This is a genomic window from Rhodococcus wratislaviensis (assembly GCF_041228765.1).
GTDB classification, from domain to species: domain Bacteria; phylum Actinomycetota; class Actinomycetes; order Mycobacteriales; family Mycobacteriaceae; genus Rhodococcus_F; species Rhodococcus_F wratislaviensis.
In genome coordinates this window covers 3,148,213-3,173,087 of the sequence record NZ_CP150488.1, presented here as the reverse complement: position 1 = coordinate 3,173,087, position 24,875 = coordinate 3,148,213, and the positions used below count along the sequence as shown (strand labels likewise).

The 24,875-nt window shown below is 68.0% G+C and carries 23 protein-coding genes; 9 read left to right on the top strand and 14 right to left on the bottom strand.

The annotated features are described in order from the left end of the window. Positions 1-87: 87 nt before the first annotated feature. Positions 88-1,269 (bottom strand): CdaR family transcriptional regulator, encoded by a 1,182-nt coding sequence (locus WKC72_RS14425; RefSeq protein ID WP_112298777.1) that lies wholly within the window; start codon positions 1,267-1,269, stop codon positions 88-90. Between the two features lie 198 nt (positions 1,270-1,467). Here WKC72_RS14425 and WKC72_RS14420 point away from each other — a divergent pair, with 198 nt between their 5' ends. Together WKC72_RS14420 and WKC72_RS14415 are read left to right on the top strand one after the other, a co-directional pair. Next, on the top strand, positions 1,468-3,213 hold the full coding sequence (locus WKC72_RS14420; protein WP_370183058.1) for an aldehyde dehydrogenase family protein: 1,746 nt from the start codon (positions 1,468-1,470) through the stop codon (positions 3,211-3,213). A gap of 48 nt (positions 3,214-3,261) precedes the next feature. After that, the gene (locus WKC72_RS14415) at positions 3,262-4,851 is read left to right on the top strand and encodes a GMC family oxidoreductase (RefSeq protein ID WP_037226866.1); all 1,590 of its coding nucleotides are present in this window, start codon (positions 3,262-3,264) and stop codon (positions 4,849-4,851) included. Positions 4,852-4,921: 70 nt separating this feature from the next. Here WKC72_RS14415 and WKC72_RS14410 read toward each other — a convergent pair whose 3' ends face one another. Further along, complete coding sequence (locus tag WKC72_RS14410; RefSeq protein WP_370183057.1) at positions 4,922-5,512, bottom strand: C40 family peptidase; 591 nt, start codon at positions 5,510-5,512, stop codon at positions 4,922-4,924. A gap of 245 nt (positions 5,513-5,757) precedes the next feature. Here WKC72_RS14410 and WKC72_RS14405 point away from each other — a divergent pair, with 245 nt between their 5' ends. Next, positions 5,758-6,585, top strand: a complete 828-nt coding sequence (locus WKC72_RS14405) for an alpha/beta fold hydrolase (protein WP_370183055.1) — start codon at positions 5,758-5,760, stop codon at positions 6,583-6,585. 63 nt (positions 6,586-6,648) lie between these two features. Here WKC72_RS14405 and WKC72_RS14400 read toward each other — a convergent pair whose 3' ends face one another. The 10 genes from WKC72_RS14400 to WKC72_RS14355 form a co-directional block, all read right to left on the bottom strand. Continuing rightward, complete coding sequence (locus WKC72_RS14400) at positions 6,649-6,867, bottom strand: TauD/TfdA dioxygenase family protein (protein WP_370183054.1); 219 nt, start codon at positions 6,865-6,867, stop codon at positions 6,649-6,651. Positions 6,868-6,941: 74 nt separating this feature from the next. Then, positions 6,942-7,898, bottom strand: coding sequence for a TauD/TfdA family dioxygenase (locus WKC72_RS14395; RefSeq protein WP_112298783.1), 957 nt, complete (start codon positions 7,896-7,898; stop codon positions 6,942-6,944). Between the two features lie 113 nt (positions 7,899-8,011). Next, a complete protein-coding gene (locus WKC72_RS14390) occupies positions 8,012-8,740 on the bottom strand; it encodes an IclR family transcriptional regulator (RefSeq protein ID WP_370183053.1) in 729 nt (242 codons plus the stop codon). A gap of 27 nt (positions 8,741-8,767) precedes the next feature. Beyond that, positions 8,768-10,063 (bottom strand): LLM class flavin-dependent oxidoreductase, encoded by a 1,296-nt coding sequence (locus WKC72_RS14385; RefSeq protein WP_370183051.1) that lies wholly within the window; start codon positions 10,061-10,063, stop codon positions 8,768-8,770. 16 nt (positions 10,064-10,079) lie between these two features. Then, positions 10,080-11,309: an acyl-CoA dehydrogenase family protein gene (locus WKC72_RS14380; RefSeq protein ID WP_370183050.1), complete on the bottom strand. Its 1,230-nt coding sequence runs from the start codon at positions 11,307-11,309 to the stop codon at positions 10,080-10,082. A gap of 28 nt (positions 11,310-11,337) precedes the next feature. Continuing rightward, on the bottom strand, positions 11,338-12,237 hold the full coding sequence (locus WKC72_RS14375; protein ID WP_370183049.1) for an LLM class flavin-dependent oxidoreductase: 900 nt from the start codon (positions 12,235-12,237) through the stop codon (positions 11,338-11,340). Between the two features lie 105 nt (positions 12,238-12,342). Further along, positions 12,343-13,968, bottom strand: a complete 1,626-nt coding sequence (locus WKC72_RS14370; protein WP_268789864.1) for an ABC transporter substrate-binding protein — start codon at positions 13,966-13,968, stop codon at positions 12,343-12,345. A gap of 56 nt (positions 13,969-14,024) precedes the next feature. Further along, positions 14,025-15,707, bottom strand: coding sequence for an ABC transporter ATP-binding protein (locus WKC72_RS14365; RefSeq protein ID WP_245973454.1), 1,683 nt, complete (start codon positions 15,705-15,707; stop codon positions 14,025-14,027). Further along, positions 15,707-16,570, bottom strand: a complete 864-nt coding sequence (locus WKC72_RS14360; RefSeq protein WP_174233744.1) for an ABC transporter permease — start codon at positions 16,568-16,570, stop codon at positions 15,707-15,709. Before WKC72_RS14360 ends, WKC72_RS14365 begins: the two co-directional genes overlap by 1 nt. After that, positions 16,567-17,532, bottom strand: a complete 966-nt coding sequence (locus tag WKC72_RS14355; RefSeq protein ID WP_370183047.1) for an ABC transporter permease — start codon at positions 17,530-17,532, stop codon at positions 16,567-16,569. The genes WKC72_RS14360 and WKC72_RS14355 overlap by 4 nt, the downstream gene beginning before the upstream one ends. A 248-nt stretch (positions 17,533-17,780) precedes the next feature. Here WKC72_RS14355 and WKC72_RS14350 point away from each other — a divergent pair, with 248 nt between their 5' ends. The 6 genes from WKC72_RS14350 to WKC72_RS14325 all read left to right on the top strand — a co-directional run bounded on the left by WKC72_RS14350 (position 17,781) and on the right by WKC72_RS14325 (position 23,235). Then, positions 17,781-18,173, top strand: a complete 393-nt coding sequence (locus WKC72_RS14350) for a DUF3592 domain-containing protein (protein ID WP_112298789.1) — start codon at positions 17,781-17,783, stop codon at positions 18,171-18,173. 43 nt (positions 18,174-18,216) lie between these two features. After that, positions 18,217-19,143 (top strand): LLM class flavin-dependent oxidoreductase, encoded by a 927-nt coding sequence (locus WKC72_RS14345; RefSeq protein WP_370183046.1) that lies wholly within the window; start codon positions 18,217-18,219, stop codon positions 19,141-19,143. Positions 19,144-19,289: 146 nt separating this feature from the next. Continuing rightward, a complete protein-coding gene (locus tag WKC72_RS14340) occupies positions 19,290-20,306 on the top strand; it encodes a methionine ABC transporter ATP-binding protein (RefSeq protein WP_128641702.1) in 1,017 nt (338 codons plus the stop codon). Next, the gene (locus WKC72_RS14335; protein WP_037226844.1) at positions 20,303-20,995 is read left to right on the top strand and encodes a methionine ABC transporter permease; all 693 of its coding nucleotides are present in this window, start codon (positions 20,303-20,305) and stop codon (positions 20,993-20,995) included. Before WKC72_RS14340 ends, WKC72_RS14335 begins: the two co-directional genes overlap by 4 nt. 39 nt (positions 20,996-21,034) lie before the next feature. Continuing rightward, positions 21,035-21,961 carry a MetQ/NlpA family ABC transporter substrate-binding protein gene (locus WKC72_RS14330; protein WP_370183044.1) on the top strand — a complete coding sequence of 309 codons (927 nt, stop codon included), beginning with the start codon at positions 21,035-21,037 and terminating at the stop codon, positions 21,959-21,961. Then, on the top strand, positions 21,961-23,235 hold the full coding sequence (locus WKC72_RS14325; protein ID WP_370183042.1) for an NtaA/DmoA family FMN-dependent monooxygenase: 1,275 nt from the start codon (positions 21,961-21,963) through the stop codon (positions 23,233-23,235). Before WKC72_RS14330 ends, WKC72_RS14325 begins: the two co-directional genes overlap by 1 nt. 445 nt (positions 23,236-23,680) lie before the next feature. Here WKC72_RS14325 and WKC72_RS14320 read toward each other — a convergent pair whose 3' ends face one another. Next, the gene (locus tag WKC72_RS14320; RefSeq protein ID WP_128641699.1) at positions 23,681-24,181 is read right to left on the bottom strand and encodes a flavin reductase family protein; all 501 of its coding nucleotides are present in this window, start codon (positions 24,179-24,181) and stop codon (positions 23,681-23,683) included. Beyond that, entirely contained in the window at positions 24,178-24,687 is a 510-nt protein-coding gene (locus WKC72_RS14315; protein WP_370183040.1) for an NADPH-dependent FMN reductase, read from the bottom strand. Before WKC72_RS14315 ends, WKC72_RS14320 begins: the two co-directional genes overlap by 4 nt. Between the last annotated feature and the right edge of the window lie 188 nt (positions 24,688-24,875).

Genomic DNA, 24,875 nt, shown 5'->3' with positions numbered 1-24,875 from the left:
AGCGGACGACGGCCGACCCACACATATTGTCGGCCCTCGGGCGGGCGCGGGGGCCGGATTCACCGAGCCGAGGGTGCGCCGCTCAGGTCACGCACCGAGCAGCTGATGCGCCCGCAGACCGACGTACAGTTCGGCGGCGTCGATGGGGTCGGAGAAATCGCGTCCCGTGAGGGTGTGGATTCTGCGCAACCGGTACAGGACGGTGTTGCGGTGGTAGTGCAGTTGGGTAGCCGCCGCGGTGGTGGAGCCACGACAGGAGAACCAGGCGTCGAGCGTGGCCAGCAGGCTCTCCTGCTCCTCCGCGGGCAGGGCCAGCACCGGTCCGAGGATCTGGCTCGACGCGAGCTTGCCGGCGTCGGGAACGCTGACGAGTAGCAGCGACACCGGCACCGACTCGTAGCGGGTGAGGGTGCATCCACCGTGTCCCGCGCAGCGACGGGCGATCCGCGCCTGCTCGACGGCCCGGCTCGTCCCACCGGGACGCCCGAACACCGAGCTGACCCCGATCCGTCCGTGACCGGTGCGGCCGAGGAGGTCCAGTGCGGAATCGAGTACCTCGGCGGTGGCGGCCCACAGCAGTCCGATCCGGCCGTCGACCTCCGTGTCCCACACCGAGTCGACACCCACACCGCGAAGGTCCGACTGCACGACGTCCGCGGCGGACGGGGAGGCCGCCGCTTCGACGGACACGACGAGGAAGGTGCTGTTCTCCGGAATCCGGAACGTGCGGAGCGCGTCGGCGGCGCCGGCCGGGTTGGCGGCGTGGTCACCGAACAGGGTTCTGATCAGCCGGCCCCGCGACTCGGCGTCCTCGCGGGCCCGCAGGTCGGCGGTTTCCCGGTATGCCTCCGCGGCGCTGTCCGAGTAGACGTCCACGAGCGCCCAGACCTGGGCGGCCATGTCGAGCAGGGCGTTGGTGGCCCGGCCCTCCGAGCGGTCCATCAGTTCGTCCCAGATCAGGCGGCCGCCGAGCCGGAACGCGTGGAGCAGCGCCGCGAGCGGCACACCCTGTTCGGCCTTCAACTGTCCGGCTGCCCGCGCCGCCTCGAGCCGGATCGGCGCACTGCCCGCGAGGTTGCCCAGCATCGCCGTCAGGTTGTCGACGCATGCCGCGTACAACTGTTCGGGAGTGAGGAGGGTCGCCTCCACGTAGCCGTGCTCGGCCGACAGGATGCGCGAGACGAGTTGCTCGGACAACTGATCCACGGACTCCAGCATCGATCCCAGAACTTCGGTGGGCGACGGCGCGACATCCGAGCTGACAGTCATCCGGCAAGACTATCCACCGGACGTGGTCCGCGCCATCCCCTTTTTGTGCGACGGCATAGCCCGTATGTTCACATTGACAGCCGCTGCCTATGGCGCGGCGCCCGGAACTGGGACGAGAATCAGTGTTCTACGCCACAGTAGTGTTTCGTTTCTGCGGCGCGGTCCTTCATGTACTCGACCCGAGCGGAGCTGTCCACAGTGAGCACTTCAGAACCCGAGGCCACCTCCAACACCCCCGACGCGGCCTCCCCGCATCCGGAGGTCGATGCCGCCCTCGCCGACCTCGCCGAGGGCGAGAAGACCTGGGCCGACCTCACCCTCGCCGATCGCCGGACACTCCTCGACAAGGTGCACGACCTCACCGTGCAGTACGCCGCCGACTGGGTGGACGCCGCGGTCGCGATCAAGGGGCTCGACCCGAAGTCGCCGCTGGTCGGCGAGGAATGGATGTCCGGGCCGTACCCGCTGGCCACCGGCACCGCGGCGCTGTCCGCGAGCCTGGCGAAACTCGAAGCCGGGACCAGCCCGCTCGATGGCGCCACGTTCGGCACCGCCCCCGGCGGCCGCACCACCGTCAAGGTGCTGCCCCTGAACATCTTCGACAAGCTGCTGCTCAGCGGATTCAGCGCCGACGTGTGGCTGCAGCCGGGAATCGATCGTGCGACGGCACAGCGCGACGCCGGCCTCGCCCAGCGCGACCCGTCGCGGACGCAGGGCATCGGCGTGGTCCTGGGCGCCGGCAACATCACCTCGATCGCCCCGCTCGACACCCTGTACGAACTGATCGCACACAATCGCGTCGTCGCACTCAAGCTCAACCCCATCACCGACCGCCTGCTGCCCGTGCTGACGCGTGTCCTGGAACCGCTCATCTCCATCGGCGCGGTCCGATTGCTGACCGGCGGCGCGGAGGTCGGGACGTATCTGGTGCACCACGACCTCGTCGACCACGTGCACATGACGGGCAGCGCGCTCACCCACGACGCGATCGTGTTCGGGACCGGCGAGGAGGGCGCGCGGCGCAAGGCTGCGAACGAGCCCATGCTCGGCAAGGCCATCTCCAGTGAGCTCGGCGGCGTGTCGCCCACCATCGTGCTGCCCGGCGAGTGGAGCCGCGCCGACATCAAGTTCCAGGCCGAACACATTGCGACGCAACGACTCCACAACGGCGGCTACAACTGCGTCGCGGCGCAGGCGGTGGTCGTGTCGTCCGAGTGGAAGCAGCGCGACGAGTTCGTGGCAGCCCTCAAGGATGCCCTCGACACGGCACCGGACCGCCCCGCGTACTACCCCGGCAGCGACTCCCGGGTCGCCGGCGCCACCGCGTCGTTCCCCACCGCCGCGCGTCTGGGCGAGAACGGCGGACGCGTCCTGGTCACCGATCTCGAGCCCGGCGCCTACGCCCCGCTCCTGCAGACCGAGTACTTCGCTCCGGTACTCGGCGTGATCGACCTCCCCCACGCGGGCGCCGCGTTCGCGCAACGGGCCGCCGACCTCGTGAACGAGGACTTCATCGGAACGCTGGGGGTCAACATCGTCGCTGCCCCGCAGACCATCCGCGAGATGGGCGCGGAGTTCGACTCGCTGCTCGAGAGCCTGCAGTACGGGACCATCGCCGTGAACGCGTGGACCGGCGTCGGGTACCTCACCGCCACCGCGACCTGGGGGGCCTTCCCCGGCCACACGTTGAACGACGTTCAGAGCGGCATCGGCGTGGTGCACAACGCCCTCCTCATCGACCGTCCGGAGCGCACCGTCGTCCGGGGCCCGTTCCGTCCGTCGCCGCGGTCGATCCTGAACCGTGAGATGTCCATCTCGCCCAAGCCCCCGTGGTTCGTCACCAACCGAACCGCCGCCACGACGGGCCGATTGCTGACAGGATTTGCCGGTGCACCCTCATGGACCCGGCTGCCGGCGATCTTCGCGTCCGCGCTGCGTGGATGAGGGTTGCGTGTCCTCGATCCCGCACCCCCGTCGAACTGGAGATGAACGATGAATCAGGAACTGTCTGTGGCCGACTACGTGATCGTGGGGTCGGGTTCGGCAGGTGCCGTGCTGGCCGACCGGCTCAGCGCCGACTCCGGCAGCGCGGTCGTGGTCCTCGAGGCCGGTGGTGAGGACAAGGACAAGTTCGCGCACATCCCCGCCGCGTTCTCGAAACTGTTTCGCAGTGAGATGGATTGGGACTACCTGACCGAGCCGCAACCCGGGCTCGGCGGGAGGACGATCTACTGGCCGCGTGGCAAGATGCTCGGCGGCTCGTCCTCGATGAACGCGATGATGTGGGTGCGTGGATTCGCCGCCGACTACGACGAGTGGGCCGAACTCACCGACGACTCCTGGTCGTTCAAGGAAGTGGTCAAGTACTTCCGCCGCATCGAGGACGTGCAGGACGCGTCGGACGCCGACAGCGGAACCGGCGGACCGATCGTCGTCGCGCACCAGCGGAGCCCCCGCGCGCTCACCGGGTCGTTCCTCGCGGCGGCCGAGGAGACCGGCTACCCCGTCGAGCGGGCGAACACCACTCGCCCCGAGGGCTTCTCACAGACCATGGTCACCCAGAAGCGGGGCGCGCGGTGGAGCACCGCCGACGCCTACCTCCGGCCGGCGCTGAAACGGAAGAATCTGACCGTCCTCACCGGCGCCCACGCCACCCGGGTTCTGTTCGAGGGTTCCGCGGCCGTCGGCGTCGAGTACGAGAAGGACGGGGTGCGACGCACCATCCGCGCCGCGAAGGAAGTGATCCTCGCCGGCGGGGCGATCAACTCCCCGCAACTCCTCATGCTGTCGGGGATCGGCGACGAGACACAACTGCGTGAGCACGGAATCGCAGTGCAGCAGCACCTGCCGGAGGTCGGGAAGAATCTGCTCGATCACCTGGTGTCGTTCCTCGGCTACAGCGTCGACTCGGATTCGCTGTTCGCCGCGGAGAAGGTCCCCGAGCTGCTCAACTACCTGACCCGTCGCCGGGGCATGCTCACGTCGAATGTCGCCGAGGCGTACGGTTTCACGCGCAGTCGCGACGATCTGGCACTGCCCGACCTCGAGATGATCTTCGGGCCGGCGCCGTTCTTCGACGAGGGCCTCATCCCGGCGACCGGTCACGCCGCGGTCATCGGCACCATCCTCCTGAAACCCGAGAGTCGAGGCGAGATCTCACTGCAGTCGGCGGACCCCCTCGCCAAGCCGATCATCGATCCCCGCTACCTCAGCGACAGCGGCGGAGTCGACCGGCGGGCGATGCTCGAAGGACTGCGCCTGTGCGACGCCCTCGCATCGGCGCCGGCGCTGAAGTCGCGGCTCGGCAACATGATTCGCCCGGCGGTCACGCCGAGCACGCCACTCGACGAGATCCTCGACCGGGCGCTGCAGGAGAACGCCCACACGCTCTACCACCCGGTCGGGACGTGCCGGATGGGCAACGACGACGCGAGTGTCGTCACGCCCGACCTGCGGGTCCGAGGGGTCGACAAACTGCGCGTCGCCGACGCGTCGATCATGCCCGCCATCATCCGCGGGCACACCCACGCACCCTCCGTCCTCATCGGTGAGCGGGCGTCGGATCTGATCCGCAACTCGTAGGGCGCTTCGCGCCCCGTGCGTGGTTTGCGAGTGCAGAGACTCGTTAACCACGCACGGGCGGCGGAGCCGCCTAGTACCGGCGCGCCGCGTAGAACGGCATCGAATCGAGGGGCGCCTGCTTCACGGGCTGCCCGGAGGTGGGCGCGTGGACGACCGTGCCGTTCCCGGCGTAGAGCCCGACGTGCTGCGCCCCGTTGAACAGGACGAGGTCACCCGGCTGCAGGCTGCCCTTGTCGACGGGTGTTCCCCCGTTCACCTGGTCGTAGGTGGTGCGGGGCACCGAGATGCCCGCCTGCTTGTACGCCCACTGGACCAGACCCGAGCAATCGAAGGCGTTCGGCCCGGTGGCACCCCAGACGTACGGCGATCCGATCTTCGATTCGGCGGCCGCGAGAGCCTGCGTGCCGTGCGTGGACGGCAACGCCGGCGGGGCAGGCAGGGGTCCCGGGAGGGGCCCTGGGTTCGGAGCCGGAGCCGGAGCCGGAGGCACTGGTGGTATGCCTGGTACCTCGAACGTCCCAATACCTGGGATCGTGATCGGCTCCGCTGCAGCGGGAGCAACGGGAAGCAGAAACGCTCCCACTCCCACACCGGCGGCGATCAGAAGACCGCCGGTCGAAAACTGCAGACGATTGCCCCGACGCAATCTATGCTTGGCCATTGAGCTGAGTCCTTCGATTCATGAGAATCCGGCGACATCGGTGCCGCTCGGACGAGACGTTAGATAACATCCCGGTCACGGACTCAGCGGACAACGGCCGAATGGCCCATACACATACCTGTTTTCGCAATCCAGGTATATAACAATCCGATCTCGAACCGACCGGTCCGTCACGAAACGTCAAAAACAGGTATGCCTTCAGGCAATTCGGCCCGTTACCGGAGGCATGCGCGTCGTCCACGCTGTTGTGCGTGTCACTGACCCAGAACTCAGAACCCGAGATCTTCGGGGAACCCGCAGGTGCGGACGCCGCGACCCTCACAGTCGTGCGGCGTGGCTCGCCCGTCGTCTTCCTGCACGGCTGGGGGCTCACCCCGCGGGTGTACGGCCGCAGCCTGTCGATGCTCGCCCAGCAGGGGCATCGCGTCGTCACTCCGACGCTGCCCGGATTCGGCGGAACTCCTGACCATCCGCCCGAGGCCCGGACCTTCGCCGGTTACGCGGCCTGGCTGGGACGGTTCCTCGACGACGCGGGAATCAGCGAGCCGGTGACACTGGTCGGCCACTCCTTCGGTGGGGGCGTCGCCATTCAGACCGCCCACGACCTCCCGGAGCGGGTCGCGCGCCTGGTGCTCGTCAACTCGGTCGGCGGTGGCGCCTGGTCGTCCGACGGCTGGGGAATCCGGCCCATCGGCGAGCGGCCACTGTGGGACTGGGGCGCGTCGGCGCTGGGTGAGGCGCTGTCGATCCGGACCATCGCGCACACGACGGCGTCGCTCGTCAACGGTTTCCTGCCCAACACGCTGCGGGATCCGGGGGCGGTGTGGCGTACGGCACACCTGGCGAGACGGGCGGACCTGCGCCACGAACTGGGCGTCCTCGCCGACCGGGGCCTACCGGTGTCCCTCGTCTGGGGTCGCGGGGACCGGACGATTCCTCTCGCCAGTTTCGAGTCGATGCGGAAGGCACTCCGCAATCCGCCCGTCCTCACCGTGACGGGCGGTCACGGCTGGCTGATCCACGACCCGACGTCCTTCGCCGACGCCGTCCGCCGGTCACTCCGCAGCCCGTGAGTGGTTGACGAGTCCAGAGACTCACAAACCACGCACGGGCGGCGGAGCCGCCTCCCACCGCTTCTAGTGACGGGAGAACCGGATCTGGGCCGCATGGTCGAGAGGCTGGTCGCGGAGGAACAGCACCTTGTGGTCGAGCAACGCCTGCCGCAGTCGTGCGGCGGTGGCCTCGTCCAGGTCACCCGCGAGATCCACACCGCTGACCTCCGCGCCGATGTAGCCGGCGATGGGGGCGATGCGGAGCTCGGTGGCGACACCGGGACGGTCGTCGATAACTGTCATTTCTGTTGTCTCCTTGGTTCTGTGCGCGGCCGACGAGTCCAGAGACTCGCCAACCGCGCACGGGCGCGTAGCGCCTACTTCTCGCCGCGGAAGGCCGCACCGGCGATGGAGGTGGACTCCTTGCCGTCGGGGCCGACGGGAACGTCGCCCTCGAGGGTGGTGCGGTAGAGGACGCGGGTGACGTCGAGGTGGTCGAGGTCGGTGGGCGCGAGGTGGGCGGTGGCACGGTTGTCCCAGAACGCGAGGCTGCCCGGCGCCCAGCGGAACCGCACCGTGTACGCGGGATTCGTCACCTCGGCGAACAGCAGGTCCAGCAGGCGGTCGCTCTGCGACGGCGAGACCCCGACAATGCGGCTGGTGAAACCGGGCGTCACGAACAGTGCCCGCTCCCCCGTCACCGGGTGCACGCGGACCACCGGGTGTTCGGTGACGAGCGGGTTCTCCCGCGTCTTCTGGGCGTAGCTGCTGTCCTCGGCCCACTGCGGGTGCCGTCCACCGAACCGGTGCTCGGCACGGAGCCCGTCGACGAGGCCCTTCAGCGAGTCCGGCAGACCCTCGTATGCGGCGACGAGGTTCGTCCACTGGGTGTCGCCGCCCTGTTCCGGGACGATGTGTGCGCGCAGGATCGTGCCGGCAGGCGGGTTGATCAGCGCGGTGACATCGGTGTGCCACTTGTTGTCGTAGCTGTACTTCTTGCGCCCGAAGCGCTTCTCGTACTTGCGGCTGTCGACGGCGAGGATCTGCGGGAAACCTTCGGGGGCTTCGTCGTCGTACGGATGCGACGGCGTCACGTCACCGAACTTCCGCGAGAACGCGATCTGTTCGGCGTGCCCGATCTCCTGGTCGCGGAAGAACACGACCTTGTAGCGGTGCAGGGCGTCGCGTACCTGCGCTACCTCGTTGTCGGCCAGTTCTTTCCGGAGGTCGATTCCGGAGATCTCGGCGCCGATGTGCCCGGCGACGGGACGGACCTCGAGCGCGGTGTCGGCGGTCTGATCCGAGTTCGCGGGCGCGGCGGTGGTGAGTGTCATGAGTACTCCTGGTTTCGGGCTGAATCGATACGTCGCGATCATCATCGAATCCCGAACCACGGTGCTACAACGGTATTTTCACAATGCGAAAAAGGTTCACCCTGAGTTTTTCCCTACCGGAACGCGGGAAACGCAGATCCGGCGCCCGCACCGATCCGCGCCGCGACGCCGCGCATCGGCGGCACGATCTCCCGCACCAGATCGTCGGTGAGTCGCCGGCGCAGCGCCTGCACCCCCAACGCGCCACGGGGCCGACCCTCGGCGTCGAGAACGGGAACCGCGACGGCGAGCACGTCCCGGTTCTCCGAGGAGAAGGCCGCGGCGTAACCCAGCCGCCGGACCCGTTCGAGATCCGAGGACGCCGCCACCGAACTGCTTCGCCGTGCCGACGGCGTTCCGAACGCCAGAATCGCCATCCCCATCGCGCTGCTCTGCAGCGGTTGACGTGCCCCGGGCAGCTGATGCGTGCAGAACCGTTCGGGTGGGCGCGCCGAGAAGACGGTGACCGCGACATCGTCCTTCGCGACCCCGAGGCTGGCCGTCAGCTTCACATGCGCGGCGAGCGAATACAGGTGCGGGGCGAACGATTCGGCGTCGAGACGCCCCAGCGACGGTACGGCGAGGGAGATCAGGCTGGGCCCCACCCGGTAGCAGTCGGTCCGCTCGTCGCGCTCGAGCAGTCCGCCGCGGACGAGGGCCTGCACGATGCGATACGCGGTGCTGACGGCCAACCCGGTGCGGGCGGCGAGAGCACTGACGGTCAGGTCGGTGGCCCCCTCGAAGCAGGCGAGTACCGCGATCGCCCGTTCCACCGCCTGCGAGCCCGAACGCGGTGACGTCACGAGCCCCTCCTTACCGTCTGAACGAACTCAGGCCGACCGCGCGGTGCCGTACTCGGGAAGCGGCACCGCGAAGCGCTCACGCAGGGTCTTCTCCGCGTATTCGTGGCGGAAGAGCCCCCGCTTGCGGAGCAGGGGCACCACTTCGTCGACGAAGGTGTCGAGTCCGGACGGGAACGCGTCGGGCATCAGGTTGAATCCGTCGGCAGCCTCGGCGCGGAACCACGCCTCGATGGTGTCGGCCACCTGTCCCGGTGTGCCGATCACGGCGCGGTGCCCGCCACCGCCGTCCAACTCGCGGAGAAGCTGGGCCACGGTCAGATTCCGCTCACGCGCCAGCCCGACCACTGATTCGCGGAACCCGAGGGAACCCGCGAACGTCGCCGGGTCGGGTGGCCCGGCCAGCAGCGACGCCGGGATCGGCTTGTGGAGGTCGAGTTCCGCGAGCGGGACGCCGAGGGTCAGGCTCAGCCGGTCCCAGCCGAACTGCGCGGGGACGTGGGCACGGAGTTGCTCGTGTCGAGCGACAGCCTCCGCTTCGGTCGAGCCGATCACCGTGATCAGCCCGGGCAGGATCTTCACGTCGTCGGGATTGCGGCCGGCCGCACGCGCCACGTCCTTGACGTGCTTGTAGTGCCTGCGCCCGGCGTCGAGCGTCAGCTCCGCGGAGAAGACGCCGTGTGCGGTACGTCCGGCGAGGTCACGCCCGGCCGGTGACCCGCCCGCCTGGATGAGGGGCGGCTGCCCCTGCCCCGACGGCGGCACCCGCAGCACTCCGTCGACGTCGAAGAACTCGCTGTGGTGCGACACCGGGACACCGCTCCGGGCGCTCTCCCACAGCGCGGTCACCACGCCGACGAACGCCTCGGCACGGCGATAGCGGTAGTCGCGGTCCGGGATCTGGTCGAATCCGAAATTGGCTGCCGCCGTCGGCGAATACGTGGTGACCACGTTCCACGCCACCCGGCCGCCGCTGAGGTAGTCGAGGGAGAGGAAGCGTTCGGCGAGATCACGCGGGTCGTTGAACGTGGTGGAGGCGGTCCCGATCAGGCCCAGGTTCTCGGTGGCCGTCGCCACGGCCGCCAGGATCACCGACGGTTCCAGCGCCCGGGTCGGCTTCACCCGGGGGTTCTCCCAGAACCCGGGACCGTCGGCGAGGAAGAACGCGTCGAGGGTGCCACGCTCGGCGGTCTGGGCGACCCTGGTGAAGTGGTCGAGATCGACGAAGGAGTGCGCGTGCACGTCGTCGAGCGTCCACGCTCCGGGGGCGATCCCCACGTCGAGCACGTTCACATTGAGCACCAGTTGGCGTCGGGAGCTACTCACGGCAGTGCCTTCCGAATCAGAAGTAACCGGTGTCGGGCAGCGGTGTCTCGTTGACCACGAGGTCGCCGATCACCCGCGCCTTGTACACCGTCGGGTTGTGGGAGAACAGGGTTCGCAGGTTGCGCCAGTGCCGGTCCAGGTGCGCCGACTCCCGGGTGGCGGAGGCGCCGCCGACCTCGAACAACCGGGTGGCTGCCCGGAGCGCGATGTCCTCGATGGACACCTTCACCTTGGCAGCCAGTACCGCGGCGTCCTGCTCGAGCCTCGTGTCGACGCCGGACGTGCGCGCGACGTCCGCGGCCACATCCTGTGCTGCCGCGGCGGCCCGGACAACGGACTCCGCCGCGAAGGCCGCCGCGGAGAGCGTGCCGACGATCTCGAGCAACTGTGGGTCGTGCCGTGGTTCCTCGGCGACAGCGAACACGAAGCTGCGCCGCCGGCCGCGGATCAGCTCGGCGGACTCGGTCGTGACGGTGCGGAGGATGCCCGCGGCGATCGCGTGCAGGTACAACTGGGGAAGGGCCTGCCGCGGCCGGGCCTCCTCGTCGCCGCCTCGGAACGGCAGCGTCTCGGACTTGTCGACGGCGACGTTCTCGAACACCGTCGTCCCGCTGCCGGTGTGGCGCTGGCCGATCCCGTCCCAGTCGTCCTTGTGGGCGATCCCCGCCCGGTCGGCGGGAACGATGGCGCTGAGCGCCTTGCCGTCCGGGAGGTTGGCGGAGACCCGGATGAAATCGGAGTACAGCGAACCCGTGCTGTAGAACTTGACCCCGTCGAGGCGATACCCGCCGGGATGCGGTGTCAGTGTGGATTCGAAGCTGTAGGAGCCGACGGCGCGGGTGCTCAGCTCCGAGGATGCGCCACCGAACAGTTTGCCCGACAGGATCTCCGGCAACCATGCGTCCTTGCGTTCGGTGCGCGGGACCCGCAGCACTTCCTCGACGAAGGCATAGTGGACCCGGATGACGTGTGGCACATCGGGATCGGCCTCGGCGAGGTCGATCACCAGATCGAAGAGATCCTGCAACGTATAGCCACCGCCGCCGTGTTCCCGTGGCACACGCACGGCCCCGAGCCGGTGTTCGCGGATCAACTCGACGGCCCGCCGCGGTCCTTCGGTCCCGCCACGGGCCCGCCGCCGCGCGGCGTCCTCGGCAATCTCGGCGATCACGGCCGCCAGTTCGGCGGAGCCGCGGGCAGGTGGACGCACCGCCTCCGGTGCGGGGGCCTCGGATACCGCTGTCATGGTGAATCTCCTGTCTTCGGTGGAATGCTCAGCTGACCGGGAACGCGCTGCGGCCGCCGGACAGTACGGTCTCCGCCGTCTGCAGGCCCAGACGGTCACGCAGGGTGCGCCGCGGGTCCCGGAGGATCGGCTCCCGCCGTACCGCGTCGAGCAGGGCGGGCACGGTGGTCGTGGTGGCTCCCCGGAAGACCACCCCGTCGGCTTCCGTCGCCAGAGAGGAAACGCCGCCGGGCGTCCATTGCCGGTCGACCAGCAACACCTGGTCACGGGCGGCATCGGGGTCGAAGTGCGCCCGATAGCGTCGCGCCGCATCCTCGTCCGCGAGGATCACGGCGTCGGCCGTGCGCCGCGCCGCCACCAATTCGGCCGCGGTCGAGGGGCGCCAGAAGACGGGCGGCTTGCGTTGCGGTGGTTCGGGGACGTTGAGCGGGCCCGACACGGAGAACGTACCCGCGTGATCGATGTAGACGATCCGGTCGGATTCCGCGAAGATGCCGCGCTCGGCATCGTCGACGATGCTGTCGGCCGGCCAGCTCTCCCACAACTTCCGGACGACCGACACGGCGTCGACCGCGGCGTCCACCGGGCCTGACCCGATGAGCCATCCGACCCTGCCGTGGGATCCGTGGTCGAGCGACCCGAGCCGTCGCGCGAGATTGAAGGGATGATCGCGGACGGGAGCACCGGCGACCACCAGTCCGACCGACGTCGTGTGACGAGCCAGGACGGTGGCGGCCACGGTCGCATCGATCGTCGCGTCACTCGATTCCCCCGCGTCCAGGCGGTCACCGCCGAGAACGACGAAGTCGATTCCCGACTCGTCGATGCTGCGCCCGAACTCCTCTCGTCGCGCCGGCCACCTCGGGTCGAGAAGTTCGGTGACGACGGCGGCGTCGACGTGCAGTCCGACGACGGAATGACGGCTCATGACGGTTCCCCTTTCCGCGATAGTCGTAACCCTCCCAGAGCATCGCTCACGGGACGAGCGTTGCGCTCACTCTGATTCTGGACGCATGTTGTCCCACAACAGCACTCACTTGAGTTCCGTCCACGTGTCGTAGAACCAGGGCACGGAGTTGGCCGCATTGCGGAAGTCGTGGATGTGCGGGGCGACGGCGAAGATCTGGGTATCCAGCAGCAGGGGGATCGTGTAGGCGTTGTCGATCACGTGATCCTGGATCTGTTCGATCAACGCGATCCGCTTGGTCCGGTCGGTCTCGGTGACCTGCGAACGGAGCAGGCCGTCGAGATACGGGTCGTTGCCTTCGAGCTGGAACAGATCACCCTGGTCGCTGTCGTAGTTCTGGGTCAGCCGGAAGGTGTCGGCCGTGGGCCACCCGTTCCGGCGCAGGCTCAGTTTCGGATCCGCGGTCGCTTTCGGATAGTTCGCGAAGTCGGTCTGCCTCAGCTGCAGCGAGATTCCGACCGCACGGAGCTGACGCTGCACGAGTTCGTACAACGGTTTCGACGTGTGGTCGTAGACGTCGATGTACAGGCTGAGTTCGAGTTGCCTTCCGTCCTTCTCCCGGATCCCGTCCGCGTTCCGCGTGGTCCACCCCGACGCGTCGAGCCGGCGATTCGCCTCGTCCGGGTCGAATCGCACCTCGTCGGAACGGTCCTTCCACCCCAGCGCGCCCTCGGTGATGATGCTGTTCGCGGGCTTCCAGTTGTCCGAGTACAGCGTGGACACGATCTGGTCCCGGTCGATCCCGTACATCACGGCCTTGCGAACGTTGACGTCGTCGACGAAATCGGCGGTCTGACGCACGTCCAGGACGTTGGCCAGACCCGGAGTGCGCAGGCCTAGAACGGTGAAACCCTCCTTCTGCAACAGGGCTTCGTCCGGCGGCTGGGTGTAGCGGAGGGCGTCGCCCTCCCCGGAGCGCAACGCGCCCACGCGGATGCTGTCCTCCTCGATGGGCACCACCGTGACCGAATCGAGGTACGCCTCACCCTGGTGATTCGCGGTGGCGGGCGCCCAGTCGTATCCGCGGCGTTTGACGAGTCGGATCTCCTTGTTCGGAATCTCCGACTCCGCGACGAAGGGGCCGCTGCCGATCAGATTGGTCACCACCGATTGATCTTCCTTGCTCGCGTCGATCGTTGCGTCCGCGACGAGGCCTGCCGTGTTCATCGACAACGCTGCCAGGAACGGGGCGTTCGGTTCCGCGAGGTGCACGGTGACGGTGCGGGCGGCCGCATCGGTGTCGACCGCCGTCACCTTCGGGAACCAGGCGTTGCGGGGAATCCCCTTCGGCTTGTCGCCCTCGGCCAGCCATTCGATGTTGCGTTTCACGCTGGCCGCGTCGAGCGGAGTGCCGTCGCTGTAGGTGACGCCGTCCCGGATGACGAACTGGTAGGTGGTTCCGGGTTCGTCGACGGTCCAGCTCCGCGCGATCCACGGCACGAACTCGAAGGTCTCCGGATCCTGGTACACCAGCCTGTCGAGAAGCTGATCCTTGACCAGGCTGTTCTGCCAGTACGACACCTGGATCTGCATCGACGCCGTCACCTCGGCGTCGAGATACACCAGGTCTCCCCCCTGCTTGACCTGCGATCCCGTTTCGGTGGCGCCGTGCGCCTGACTGCAGGACGCCACCACCACCGCCGTCGCCGCGATGCACGCCGCGAGGCGGAAGCGTCCGAACCTGCGTGCCATGAGCCGTGAACCTCCGGGTTGTGTGAAGTGGCATCGAATTCTCTGGGCGGCAGCAGTCACACCGTGAGCGGAATCCTGCCGGGGACCGCGTCGATCAGTCGCGCCGTGTACGGGTCGGCCGGGTTGCCGAAAACCTCGGTGATCGAACCGGACTCGACGAGGCGGCCGTGTTCGAGCACGGTCACCGTGTCGGAGATCTGGCGGACCAGGCTGAGGTCGTGCGAGATGAACAGGTACGTCAAACCGAGTTGCGTCTGCAGGTCCACCAGAAGGTCGACGATCTGCGCCTGTACCGTGACGTCCAGCGCGGACGTCGGCTCGTCGAGCACCAGGATCTGCGGTGCCAGGACGAGTGCGCGCGCCAGCACCACCCGTTGACGTTGACCTCCCGAGATCTCCAGCGGCCTCCGCCCGAGCACGTCGGACGGCAGCGCGACCCGATCGAGGACGTCACGCACCGCGGAGTGCCGGCTCGCCCGATCACCCGATCCGACGATGCGCAGGGGCTCCTCGATCACGTCGGCAATGGTGTAGCGGGGGTCCATCGCGGCCAGAGGATTCTGTTGCACCGTCTGCAGCAGTCGGGCGTTCTGGCGGTACGACCGCGGGTCGGTCTTCAGGGGCCGCCCGTCGACGAACACCTCACCGGAGTCGAACGTGCTGAGTCCTGCGATGATTCGCGCGGTCGTGGTCTTCCCGGAGCCCGACTCACCGACCAGCGCGTGCGTGCTGCCGCGGGCGACGGAGAACGACACCGAGTCGAGTGCGGCCACCGTGGACGCCTGCCCCTTGCCCCGTCTGCCTGTCGCGAACGTCTTCGTCAGATTCCGCACTTCGAGCAACGGTGTCGCGGACAGGTCCGCAACGGCGCGCCGGTGGGCGTACTTGCCGGGTGAGAGCGCGGGCGCATCACTCATCAGTGTGACGGTGTAGGGGTCCGTCGGGTGGTCGAGGACCTCACTCGCGGGTCCGGCCTCACGGACGCGGCCCTCGTTGAGGACCAGAACCGAATCACTGTGCTCACGCACCAGCGCCAGGTCGTGGGTGATGAACAGGATGCCGAGGCCCAGTTCGTCCTGCAGGTCGGCCAGGAGATCGAGAATGCGTTTCTGCACGGTGACGTCGAGCGCCGACGTCGGTTCGTCCGCGACCAGGACCGCGGGCTCGACGGCGATCGCGATCGCGATGAGGACGCGTTGCAGCTGGCCGCCGGACAGTTGGTGGGGGTAGGACCGCGCGCGTTCGGCGGGATTGCGGATACCCACGCGGTCGAGCAGGCGGGTCACCTTCGACCGCACGTCCCGGCGGGTGGCCCGCCCGTGCACGAGGAGCGTCTCCGCCACCTGGTCGCCGACGCGTTGCAGTGGGTCGAGCGAACCGAGCGGATCCTGCGGCACGTATCCGATGGTGCCGCCGCGCAGGTCGCGCCACTGCTTCTGTTCGTACCGGGTCACGTCCCGTCCGAGGATGTGCACGCTCCCGGACGAGATCCGGCCGTGTGACGGGAGGAGTCCGATGGCCGCCCGCGCGATGGTGGTCTTCCCCGAACCCGACTGGCCGACGACGGCGAGCGTCTGCCCGCGCTCGAGTTGGAAGCTCACGTCGTCCACCACCTGTACGGCGGGGAGGTGCGACGCTTCGGACGCGTATTCGATGTGCAGCGACCTCGCAACGATCAAGGGACCGTTGCCGCGCCGCCCGGCAGAACTCGTGGCCGCTGCTTCCGCGACCGCTGTCATCAACCCACCTGCTTCCGGACGATGTGACTCAATTTGCCGACACTGAGCACGGTCAGAATGATGACCACGCTCGGGAACGCCACCAACCACGGCGCGGTGGCGATGTAATTGCGGCCTTCCGCGATGAGAAGGCCCCATTCCGGATTCGGCGGCTGCGCGCCGTATCCGAGGAAACTCAGTGCCGCGATGGAGAGGATCGCGGAGCCGAACTGCAGCGCCGCCAGGGACAGCACCGAGGAGTAGGCGTTGGGGAGAATGTGGCGTCCCAGCAGCCAGATCTTGTTGGCGCCGAGATGCTCACTTGCCTCGACGAATGGCTGGTGTTTGATCGTGAGGACCTCCGAGCGCATCAATCGGCAGAAGATCGCGACGGAGGAGACGCCGACGGCGATGGCGGCGTTGACCGTTCCGAAGCCCAGCGCGACGATGATGGTGATCGCCAGCAGCAGAGCCGGAATGGACAGCAGGACGTCGACGACACGGCTGACGGCTGTGTCGTAGGCACGGCCGAAGTACGCCGAGGTCAGGCCGAGCACACTCCCGACGACCAGTCCGAGGATCACCGCGATGACGGAACCGCTGATCGTGGTGGCCGACCCGTGGATGACCCGGCTGAGCACGTCGCGGCCGATGTAGTCGGTTCCGAACGGATGTCCGAGACTCGGCGCCTCCAGCGGATGCTCCGGGGACTCCGCCAGCGGATCGAAGGGTGCCAGCACTCCCGGCAGGAGAATGCATGCCAGCACCAGGAGCAGGAACGCCACGGACAGGACGTCGCCGACGGTCAATCCGTGCCGACGTACCCACGCCGGCCGCGGCGCAGGAACGACCGGTGCGCTCGGGACCGTCGCCTGAACACTCATGCTGTGACCACCTTCTTGTCCGGTGTGAGGGAGATCCGGGGGTCGATCAGCGGGTACGCGAGATCAGCGAGCAGGTTCGCGACCACGAAGATGACCGACACCAGGATCACCACCGCCTGAATGACAGGGGTGTCCTGATTGCGGACCGCCTGCTCGGTGAGGTACCCGATTCCGATGCGGGAGAACACCGTTTCGGTGATGACCGACCCTGCGAGGAGTTCCCCGACCGTGATGGCGACGATCGTGATCGTCGGGATCGAGCCGTTCCCGAGGACGTGCCGGAAGATGATCCGGTTCTCCGTCAGCCCCTTCGACCGCAGTACGTCGACATACGGTTGACCGGACGCATTCTGCAGTCCCTGGATGAGCACCTGCGCGATGGGCGCGGACACGGGGATGGCCAGCGCGATTGCCGGCAGAATCACCGAGCGCACGCCCTCGTCCCTGATGGCGGAGACCAGGCCGAGCTCGAACGCGAAGAACTGGAGCAGCAGCAGCCCGACGATGAACGACGGTGTCGACAGAAACGCCGCCGGTATGGCGCGGGCGGCCTCACGGATGCGCGCCGCCTTGGCGAACACCGCGGTCAGTGCGATGCCGAACGCGAACACGATGGCGAGCAGCAACGCCGTGGACGCCAGCTTCAGAGTCGAGGGAAGGGCGGAGAACAGCAGGTGTTCCACAGATTTGCCGGAGGTCAGCGAGTAACCGAGGTCACCGTGCACGACCAGGCGCTGCACGGACAGCGCGAACTGTTCGAACGCCGATTTGTCGAGGTTGTAATAGGCGATGAGCACTTCGGCGTCCTCCGCCGAGATCGGGTTCTCGGGACTGTTGATCTGCGATTCGATCGGATTGCCCGGAAGAACGTTGAGTACGAAGAACACGAGCGTGTAGGCCAGCGCGATCACGACGAACGCCTGCCCCACCCGTCGCGCCAGGTACCAGTAATTCGGTCTCATTGCGCGCACCTTCGGAAAATGCTGCCGGATGTGGAGGTTCTGCGAAGTTTTCCTGCCCGGCAACCGTAGGCCGTCGACCCTCCGTTATCCGAGTCTTCCGCTCGTCCTGATTTCAACGAACTTCCTAACCGGCTGCCGGCCAATGCCATTCGAGCCCCTGCGGCCTGCCAGGAACACGCAGGTTCGCGTTCCGCTCACGCTGCGGAGAAGGCTGTACGACACACCGACCGGGCCGTAACGTCGCCCGTGTGATCACCGTCTGGGTCATCGCGGGTGCGTTCCTCCTGTTCCGTGGGGTTCCGGGCGTCCTCGCGCTGTGGAGGTCCCGGTCGTGGACCGGATCCGAGTGCTCGATCGTCGGCATACGGCCGTCGATCACCTACTCGTATCGGGTCGGAAGCGACGAGTTCGTCGGTCAGCGCAGGACATTCGATCCCGGTCCGGCACTCGGCGCCTCGCTGTCCGACGCGGGTAGGGGCGAATTCGTTGTCGGACAGTCCCTCTGGCTGTGGTACGACCCGCGGAATCCGCAGTCCAGTGTCCTCCGGCGCAGTGCGTTCGTATCGATGTTGCTGGTCGTCCTGGGGCTGACTTCCCTCGCCCTCGCGACATCCACCCTCTTCTCAGGAGATGCCCCTTGACATCACGACAGCAGACCCTCGAACCGACAACGGGAGACCTCCGATGAGTGTGATCCAGCGCAGCAGGACCTTCTACGGGCTCGCACTCGGTGAGCATCTGCTCGTCGACGCCATTCGCCGCGGCCGGGTCGACGAACTCGCCGCATTCATCACCCGCACCGGCGCGGACTTCGTCCTGCTCGGCGTCGAGCGGGTGTCGCGGACCGCTCCCCGGCCCACCGCCGCCCTGTCCCCCAGCGTGTCCGCCGCAGCCCTGATCGCTGCCACCGACGACGTCGGTGTGTTCGTCACTGCGGTCCCCCACCTCGACCATCCGTACAACCTGGCTCGCCGGCTCGCATCGCTCGATCACACCAGCCGCGGCCGGGTCGGCTGGCTCACCGGTGGGGAAGACCGATCGGCGCCGGGCAACCTGGCTTCGGCGGGGGTCTGGATCGATGCCGGGCCGAGTCCCGCAGCCACGACCGATGCGATCCGCGCCTCCCGGACTCTGTGGGAGAGCTGGCCTGCCGACACGATCCGTGGACGTCCGGACGACGTGCGTTTCGCGGACTCCGACCGGATCGTCTACGCCGACCACCGCGGGGTCTTCGACATCGCCGGCCCCCTCAACGTCCCCACCCCGCCGCAGCAGAAGATTCCCGTCGCGTGGTGGGCGCAGGAGGGTGACGACATCGTTTCTGCTGCCGAGGTTTCCGACATCGTCGTGCTGGAAGGCAGTCAGGTCGACCGTCACGGGCCGGCGGTGCGTGAGCGCGCATTGCTGTTCGTCGTCGACGATCCCGACGCCACCGGGGTGGATGGTCACATCGCCACCGTCACCGACCTCGACGCCGGCTTCGCCGCGTGGACGAGGCCGAGTCGGCCCCGCGGGTACCGGCAGCGATCGCTCCGGGCGACGCTGCGGCTGCCCGATCCGGCGCCGGCACCGGCGCACCGCCGTCCGGTCTATCCGGGCGCGCAGAACTAGCAGTCCTTCTGATCAAGTCGATTCTTAGGCATGACTTTCCGTTTACTCACGCCTAACGTTTCGGGAATCCACCGGCCCTTCCGCGGGCCGGCATTCCGCCCCGACGGCCGACCCGAGGCGCCGTCATCCGACACAGGTGGTACAGCATGATCGAAGTCCGTTCCGTCACGAAGCGATTCGGGAAGAGGTCCCGTTCCGTAGAAGTTCTCCACGACATCGACTTCTCCGTCGGCACCGGCCAGATCGCGGCCGTGATCGGCCAGAGCGGTGCGGGCAAGACCACGCTGTCGCGCATCATCAGCCTGCTGGAGCGCCCGTCCGAGGGTCGCATACTGCTCGACGGCACGGACGTCTCGGGGCTGTCCGAACGCCGGCTCCGGGATCAGCGTCGCGCGATCGGCACGATCTTCCAGGCGTCGAGCCTCCTCGCCCGTCGCACGGCGGCCGAGAATGTGTCGCTGCCGCTCGAATTCGCCGGTGTGGGCCGCTCCGAGCGGCGGGCACGGGTGGAGGAACTGCTCGAGCGGGTGGGCCTGTCCGACAAGGCCGACCTCTACCCCCGGCAACTGTCCGGCGGGCAGCGGCAACGGGTGGGGATTGCCCGCTCGCTGGCACTCGCTCCGAAGGTCCTGGTGTCGGACGAGGCAACGTCGGGGCTCGATCCCAATACCACGCGCTCCATCCTCGCGTTGCTGCGCGAACTGCGCGACGACCTGGGGCTGACGATCGTGCTGATCACCCACGAAATGGATGTCGTCCGGCAGGTCGCGGACGTGGTCACCGTCCTCGACGCGGGGCGGGTGGTGGAATCGGGCCCGGTGATCGAACTCCTCCGGGATCCGCACTCCGAACTCGGCGTCGGCCTCCTCCCCGACCGTTCGCACATCACTGCGGAGAACCGGGACGTGCTCTGGCACGTCACCTACGGCTCCGACACCGTTCCCACCAACTGGATCGAGCTTCTCGGCAAGGCCACCGGCCGGTCGATCGGTGTGCTGTCCGGGACCGTGGAGTCGGTCGGCGGACGCCCGGCGGGGCGGGTCACCATCTCGGTGGCCGGTGAGCATCCATCCGTCGGCGAGCTGCTGTCGTCGTGGGGTCTGCACGGAACCCGGGTCGACGACGCCGCATCCGCCCGGGCCACGGAGGAGGCCGCGGCATGAGCGCCCCGGGCAGTGTCGTCCTGGCCATCTCGACTCCGGTCGAGGAACTTCCCGAGCTGTTCCTCCCCGCCCTGCAGCAGACCGTGCAGATGGTCGGGATCACGGTGATCCTGGCCATCCTGCTGGGCACCCCGCTGGCGGTCGTCCTGCACAACACCGCTCCCCGCGGGCTGTTCCCCAACCCGGCGGTCAACGCGGTGGCGGGCTGGGTGGTCAACCTCGGTCGATCACTCCCCTTCCTGGTGCTGATGGCCGCCATCATTCCGTTCACCCGGTTCGTCGTCGGCACCTCGCTCGGGGTGCAGGCCGCGGCGGTTCCGATGACCCTGGCCGCGACACCGTACGTCGCGCGGTTGATCGAGAATTCGCTGCGGGACGTTCCCCCCGAAGTGGTCGAAGTGGGCCGGGCCTCGGCCGGGTCGAACTTTCAGATCATCCGCAAAGTGCAACTCCACGAAGCGGTCCCGACGATCATCGGCGCCCTGACCATCGCACTGATCGGCATCCTCGACATGTCGGCGATCGCGGGAGCGGTGGGCGCAGGCGGCATCGGCAACCTCGCCATCGCCTACGGCTACAACCGTTTCGACAACACCGTGATGATCACGACGGTCATCGCGCTCGTGGTACTGGTCCAGGTCATCCAACTCGTCGGTGATCTGGCCGCCCGCCTCACCAACCGGCGCTGAGCCTTCCTTCACATTCACCCAGATCAGAGGACAACACCCATGACGACTCGACCCCGCTCGGTGACGCGCGCCCGTACTGTGGCGGCAGGCGGACTGACGGCCACACTGCTTCTCCTCCTCACCGCATGCGGCGCGGGCGGGGGCAACGACCGAACCGAGGGCGACGGCCCGCAGACCACGTTCAAGATCGGCTACACCGCCGGATCGATCCTGGACGAGAAGCTCGCCAAGGAAGTCGCGAAACTCGCCCCCGACCACGGCATCACCGTCGAACCGGTCCAGATCGAGGATTCGAAGCTCAAGAACCTGGCGGTTTCCCAGGGCGACATCGATGCCAACCACAGCCAGCATCAGGAATGGATGCGCGTGCAGAACGAGGACGGCAACCTCGGACTGTATGCGGCCGGAGACTGGTACGTCCTCAAGTTCTCGGGCTATTCCGAGAAGTACGGCAAGCTCGAGGACCTCCCGAAGGGCGCGAAGGTCGCCATCCCCGACGATCCGTCGAATCAGGCGCAGGCACTGCAGACCCTGCAGGACCTCGGCCAGCTGACCCTGAAGGACGGTGTCGACCCGTCGCGGGTGACCATCCGCGACGTGAAGGACAACCCGAAGTCGTTCGAGTTCACCGAGGCCGCGCTGGCGCAGTTGCCGCGCACGCTCCCCGACGTCGACCTGGCGCTGGGCTGGCGGTCCAACTTCGACCTCGCCGACGTCCCCGACGACAAGATCGTCTTCAACGCCCCCGCCTACGAGTTGTACTGGATCGAGGTCGTCATCAACGAGAAGAACAAGGACAACCCCGACTTCGCGCCGCTGCTCGACACCTACCACGACCCGCGGATCGGCCAGCTCATCGACAGCGACCCGTTCTTCTCCCGGGTGGCGCAGAGCATCGAATCGGCGCGGGCCACCGACCGCAGCCAGACCAACGTCGACGGCGCGGCCGCGAAGCCTGCCGGCTGATGCCCGCGCAACGAGAGGTCATCCTCAACGTCAACGTGCTGGACGTGGGATTTCACCCGTCCGCGTGGCGGGCGCCCGACCTGCACCCGACGTCGTTCATCGACCCGGACTACTACTCCGAGGTCGCGAAGATCGCCGAGCGCGGCACCCTCGACGCGCTGTTCCTCGCGGACGGACCTGCGCTCCGCGAGGATCCCGCCGTCAAGCCGACGCGGGCCCTCGAACCCACCACCGTGCTCGGTGTGGTCGCGAGCGCGACGGACCATCTCGGGCTGATCGGCACGGCGTCGACGACGTTCAACGACCCGTTCGACCTGGCGGAGCGGTTCCTCTCCCTCGACGTCGTGTCCGGCGGACGCGTGGCGTGGAATGTGGTGACCACGTTCCACGCCGGGACCGCCCACAACTTCGGGCTCTCCCGGATTCCCGACCGTGAGTCGCGGTATCGCCGGGCGACGGAGTTCGTGGACGTCGTCACGGCGCTGTGGGAATCGGCGACCACCAGGGTCCCGATTCAGCACGACGGGGAGTACTTCCACGTTCACGGCGTACTGCCCGTGCCGCCGTCACCGCAGGGCCATCCGCTGCTCGTGCAGGCCGGCGGTTCCCCGCAGGGACGCGCACTGGCCGGACGCAGCGCCGACGCGGTGTTCTCGGCGGAGCTCACGCTCGACGCCGGGCGGCAGCACTACCGGGAAGTGAAGGACGTCGCCCGCGCAGCCGGTCGCGATCCCCGGGCGGTGAAGATCCTTCCCGGTCTCGTCACGGTGGTGGGCAGCACGGAGGCCGAGGCGATCGCCCGGTACGAAGACTGGGAATCCAAAGCTGCCGACGGCTTCTCGGCCGAACGGCTCGGCGGCATGCTCGGCGTCGACCTGAGCTCGCTCGACCCGGACCGGCCGATCCCGGAGGAGTTGCTCCTCGCTCCCGTCGATCCGTCGTTCTCCGGTTCACTGGGGTTCCGGGAAGCCGTCGTGCGACTGGCACTCGAAAGCCGGTACTCGGTGTCCGAACTGCTCCGCAAGGCCGGCGGCTTCGGCCACCGGCTCGTCGTCGGCTCACCCGAACAGATCGCCGACACCATCGAGGAATGGTTCCTAGCGGATGCGGCGGACGGCTTCAACCTGATGCCGGACGGATTCCCCTCCGGGCTCACCGATTTCGTCGATCACGTCGTGCCGCTGCTGCGCAAGAAGGGGATCTTCCGGTACGAGTACGCCGAATCCACCCTCCGCGAACGCTTCGAGGGCGCCCCGCTCCCCGTGAGTGGTTGACGAGTGCAGATACTCGTCAACCACTCACGGGCGGCGGAGCCGCCTCCAGTTCGCCGTCGACCCGAAACCCGAGATACGTCCCCATCTCGATGGTGCGCGGAAGATACCTCGGCATCCGGGTCCGGTGCGACGTCCAGCGCGGTGCCGTCCATCTGCATCAGACCGAAGCAGTCCACGACCTCCCAGCCCGGCGGCGGGGTGTGGCCGAATCCGCGCAGCGCTGCCGTCGCCGGCGGCCCGAGCAGCGTCGCGAGATCCGCCCAATCCCCGTCCCCCAGCGTCGCCGGGTGGCCCACGTGCGGCGCGACGTCCGGGTGGTACCGCGCAACCCGGCCCGACCACCTGGCGAAATGCGCGTGCGCACCGCGCAGGGATTCCCGGATGGCGTCGTCCAGAGGATGAACACCCGTCCTCGACGGCGTCGTCAGTTCAGTCGCCACCGGGTTTACGACGCGACGGTGCGCAACCAGCGGAACCGGCTGCGGTGGAACACGATCGGCTCGATCTCGGACTGCACCCTGAGCTCGTTGATCCGCAGGACCACGATCGCGTGATCCCCCGCGGGCACCTGCTGGGTGACGGTGGTGTCCAACCACACCGACGCCCCGTCGATGAACAATGCGCCGCCGTCGGTGGTTTCGGTGTCCAGGCCCGCGAACCGGTCGCCGGTCTTCGCGGCCAGCACACGGGCGGCGGCGTCGTGCGCCTCCCCGAGCACGCTGATCCCGACGTGGGCGAGGTCCTCGAGTTTCGGCCACGTCGTGGATGTGTTCTGCACGCAGAACGCGACCAGCGGCGGCTCCAGCGACACGGGCACGAACGTGCTCGCCGCCATCCCGACGCGCTCACCGTCGACTTCGGCGCAGACGGCGACGACGCCGCTCGGGAAATGTCCGAACGCCTCCCGGAGCGAAGTCGTGTCCAGTGTGCCGTCTGCCTGCGTCATGAGAGTTCCGTCCGGGTCCGGGCCGCCGCGGTGAGGATCGGACCCCACCGCTCGGCGTAGTCGGCGATGCGTGCGTCGGTCGTGTACGTGGTGTCGATGAGGTAGAGGCCGGGAGCGGGGGACGTCGCGCCGAGTTCGACGAGCACCGGCTTGAGCAGCAGGTCCGGCGCCATGGCGTGTGCGGGCCCGGCCCCGAGCATCAGCGGCACCACCACGACGTCCTTCAGGCCGTCTCCGGTCGCGAACTGGTCGAGGAACAGCTTCAGCACGCCCGTATACGACGCCTTGAACGTCGGGCTGGCGAACACGACGAGGTCCGACGACGCCACCGTCTCCACGGCCGCCGCGACCTTCTCGTCACCCCACCCGAGCAGTCCCGCACCGAGCTCGATCACATCGACCGTCGAATCCGCGGCGGCACCCGTCACCGCGGCGGCCACCAGACCGGCCGCGTCCAGCGTCCGTGAACCGGGCTTGGGATTGCCCGCAACTACCGTTACCTTCATTGCTTCATCACCTCTCGCATGCCTACCCCGCCACCCTAGAGCACTCGCGGGTTCCGGTCGAATAGTCCAGTGCAGGAAGGGAAGTCGCGACACATTCCTTCGAATCACGGCGATCCAAACCATTCCGCGCGGCGCCCGGACGCGCTACCGTGCCAGCGGCCACACTCCGTGGTCATCCGATCGATCGT

Coding starts and splice junctions, on each gene's coding strand:
- WKC72_RS14425 (WP_112298777.1), bottom strand. CDS start 1,269: ATGACTGTCAGCTCGGATGTCGCGCCGTCGCCCACCGAAGTTCTGGGA.
- WKC72_RS14415 (WP_037226866.1), top strand. CDS start 3,262: ATGAATCAGGAACTGTCTGTGGCCGACTACGTGATCGTGGGGTCGGGT.
- WKC72_RS14410 (WP_370183057.1), bottom strand. CDS start 5,512: ATGGCCAAGCATAGATTGCGTCGGGGCAATCGTCTGCAGTTTTCGACC.
- WKC72_RS14400 (WP_370183054.1), bottom strand. CDS start 6,867: ATGACAGTTATCGACGACCGTCCCGGTGTCGCCACCGAGCTCCGCATC.
- WKC72_RS14395 (WP_112298783.1), bottom strand. CDS start 7,898: ATGACACTCACCACCGCCGCGCCCGCGAACTCGGATCAGACCGCCGAC.
- WKC72_RS14380 (WP_370183050.1), bottom strand. CDS start 11,309: ATGACAGCGGTATCCGAGGCCCCCGCACCGGAGGCGGTGCGTCCACCT.
- WKC72_RS14375 (WP_370183049.1), bottom strand. CDS start 12,237: ATGAGCCGTCATTCCGTCGTCGGACTGCACGTCGACGCCGCCGTCGTC.
- WKC72_RS14370 (WP_268789864.1), bottom strand. CDS start 13,968: ATGGCACGCAGGTTCGGACGCTTCCGCCTCGCGGCGTGCATCGCGGCG.
- WKC72_RS14365 (WP_245973454.1), bottom strand. CDS start 15,707: ATGACAGCGGTCGCGGAAGCAGCGGCCACGAGTTCTGCCGGGCGGCGC.
- WKC72_RS14360 (WP_174233744.1), bottom strand. CDS start 16,570: ATGAGTGTTCAGGCGACGGTCCCGAGCGCACCGGTCGTTCCTGCGCCG.
- WKC72_RS14355 (WP_370183047.1), bottom strand. CDS start 17,532: ATGAGACCGAATTACTGGTACCTGGCGCGACGGGTGGGGCAGGCGTTC.
- WKC72_RS14345 (WP_370183046.1), top strand. CDS start 18,217: ATGAGTGTGATCCAGCGCAGCAGGACCTTCTACGGGCTCGCACTCGGT.
- WKC72_RS14340 (WP_128641702.1), top strand. CDS start 19,290: ATGATCGAAGTCCGTTCCGTCACGAAGCGATTCGGGAAGAGGTCCCGT.
- WKC72_RS14335 (WP_037226844.1), top strand. CDS start 20,303: ATGAGCGCCCCGGGCAGTGTCGTCCTGGCCATCTCGACTCCGGTCGAG.
- WKC72_RS14330 (WP_370183044.1), top strand. CDS start 21,035: ATGACGACTCGACCCCGCTCGGTGACGCGCGCCCGTACTGTGGCGGCA.
- WKC72_RS14325 (WP_370183042.1), top strand. CDS start 21,961: ATGCCCGCGCAACGAGAGGTCATCCTCAACGTCAACGTGCTGGACGTG.
- WKC72_RS14320 (WP_128641699.1), bottom strand. CDS start 24,181: ATGACGCAGGCAGACGGCACACTGGACACGACTTCGCTCCGGGAGGCG.
- WKC72_RS14315 (WP_370183040.1), bottom strand. CDS start 24,687: ATGAAGGTAACGGTAGTTGCGGGCAATCCCAAGCCCGGTTCACGGACG.